General features: G+C 35.0%; 3 protein-coding genes. 2 read left to right on the top strand and 1 reads right to left on the bottom strand.

Going from position 1 to position 2,297, the window contains the following annotated elements:
• On the top strand, positions 1 to 782 hold a 782-nt coding region (locus ACFIO3_RS11780), incomplete at its 5' end, for an ABC transporter ATP-binding protein (RefSeq protein WP_375704509.1).
• Entirely contained in the window at positions 769 to 1,551 is a 783-nt protein-coding gene (locus ACFIO3_RS11785; RefSeq protein ID WP_375608758.1) for an ABC transporter ATP-binding protein, read from the top strand. The genes ACFIO3_RS11780 and ACFIO3_RS11785, both read left to right, overlap by 14 nt.
• A 613-nt stretch (positions 1,552 to 2,164) precedes the next feature.
• Here the strand turns inward: ACFIO3_RS11785 and ACFIO3_RS11790 are convergent.
• Positions 2,165 to 2,297 (bottom strand): autotransporter outer membrane beta-barrel domain-containing protein (locus ACFIO3_RS11790; RefSeq protein WP_375704510.1); only part of this gene is annotated, 133 nt, incomplete at its 5' end.

Here is a 2,297-nt window from a genome sequence, read left to right on the forward strand (position 1 = left end):
AAAAAATTGGAATTGTTGGTGAATCCGGATCTGGAAAATCGATGACTGGGCGCGCAATACTAAGGTTGAGTCCAAAATCAGCAATTGTTAAAGCTAAAAAAATGCGCTTCGATGATATTGATTTATTGACCGCAAGTGAACCTCAGATGCGAAAAATCCGAGGTAAGCGTATTTCAATGATTTTACAGGACCCCAAATATTCACTTAATCCTTTAATACGGATTGGTGAGCAGATTATGGAGGCTTACCGTATTCATTACCGCGTTTCAAAAGGAGAAGCGCGGGAGCAGACTATATCTATGTTAGAATCTGTTCATATTCGTGATCCTGAACATGTGATGCGATTATTTCCTCATGAAATATCAGGGGGGATGGGTCAGCGTGTAATGATTGCAATGATGCTTATTCCAAAACCTGATTTAATTATTGCCGATGAGCCAACATCTGCGCTTGATATTACGGTCAGACGACAAGTTTTATCCGTATTAGATGAACTGGTGACAAAGTCTGGAACGGGGCTTATTTTCATTAGTCATGATTTGAATATGATTGCTGATTTTTGTGATCGTATTTTGGTAATGTATGCAGGCCGTGTGTTAGAAGAGTTGCCAGCTTCTGATTTGTCTCACGCTTGTCATCCTTATACCAAGGCTTTGCTTGCGAGTTTGCCACGGCTTGACAATCCTGTTGATGTTTTGGCTGTTCCTGAGCGTGATCCTGATTGGTTGTATAATCCTACGATTGTTAATGGTGTTGAGGAGGTTCCCCATGACAAATTGTGAGAATATTATTGATGTTTCTAATTTATCTGTAACTTTTGGCCATAGGCATAAGGCAGTAACAGTTGTTAAAAATGTTAATTTTTATATTAAGCGTGGTGAAGCTTATGGTTTAATTGGTGAATCTGGATGTGGAAAATCAACTATTTTGAATACATTGGTAGGGCTTATTCACGATTATAGCGGAAAGTTCCTTTTTGCTGGACAAGAAGTCGAAAAAAAACGAAGTAAAGATTTTTTACGCTGTATTCAAATGGTTTTTCAAGATCCTTATGCTTCGCTTCATCCAAGAAAAATGGTTCATAAGGTTCTTTCTGAATCTCTCAAAATCCATGGTATGGATAATCAAAAGGAGCGGGTAGAGGATGCTTTAGATTCTGTTGGTTTAGATTCTTCATTTCTTTATCGTTATCCTCATGAGTTGTCTGGGGGGCAGCGTCAGCGTATTGCTCTTGCACGTGCTTTGATTATTGAGCCAGAGGTTTTGTTGCTTGATGAGCCAACATCTGCATTGGATGTGTCGGTACAGGCTGAAATTTTAAACTTGTTGAAATCGTTGCGAGAAAGAAAAAAGCTTACTTATTTGATGGTATCCCATGATCTTGCTGTTGTTGCACATATTTGTGAACGTGTTGGGATTATGCATAAAGGGATTATTCTTGAAGAGCTTAGCAATGATGAATTGCGTAATTTACATGCGCAACATGATTATACAAAGGAGTTCTTTGAAGCAAGTATAGAGCCTATTGTCCATAGAGAGCAAAGAGTATGATCGATTTTTCAAAAGAGAAAATACATTTTTCTATTTTGGGTTTTGAGAAGTATTTAGTATCTTGGTTGTAATAGAGAGTTTTTGTATTTTTTATAGTATGAAATCTTATCGATATAATTTATTGAGAGAAATTTTAGCTCTCATATTTTTTACTTTATCAGGCATACAACATTATGAGTCATACAGATGACTCATAACACGCATTATGTATTTGTTGTACAGTTTGTTGATTATAAATTTATGTTTAGAAGTTTTCATTGTAGAAGAGCATTAAGCTTGTAAAAATAATAGGTGATTAATAATGCTATGTGTTCTAGGAAAGTTTATTCTTTAGGATATAGTTTAATTTTTATTGTTTTTGATTTGTTTATTTTTTTACAGTGTTAGCTCTTATTTATCAAAAAATTCTAAGTTTTATTCTTTAAAAAAGAAAAAGCTATTATAAAAAATTTTCAATGGTACATGAGAATGATTCAACTATTTTGTTGTTTTTTCTTTTTAAGAAGAGGTTCTTTGAAAGCAAAACAGATTTTATAAATAAAAAAGGCAGTATACTATACTGCCTTTTTTGTTAAATTAAATAGAATGAATAGGCTGTTTTGACAGTTTTGTTTTAAAACTGATAGCGTATTCCTCCTGAAAAGCTTGCACCAGACACACCGGTTTTTTGAAGCTTTTGTTGATAGCTTACATCACCATGAAGGGAGAAATTGTGAGACAGTTGCGCATTGATGCCAACGCCGCCT

The organism is Bartonella sp. AD328YNZD (genome assembly GCF_042196425.1).

Excerpts from the sequence above, each read along its gene's own strand:
- ACFIO3_RS11785 (WP_375608758.1), top strand. The coding sequence starts at position 769 with ATGACAAATTGTGAGAATATTATTGATGTTTCTAATTTATCTGTAACT.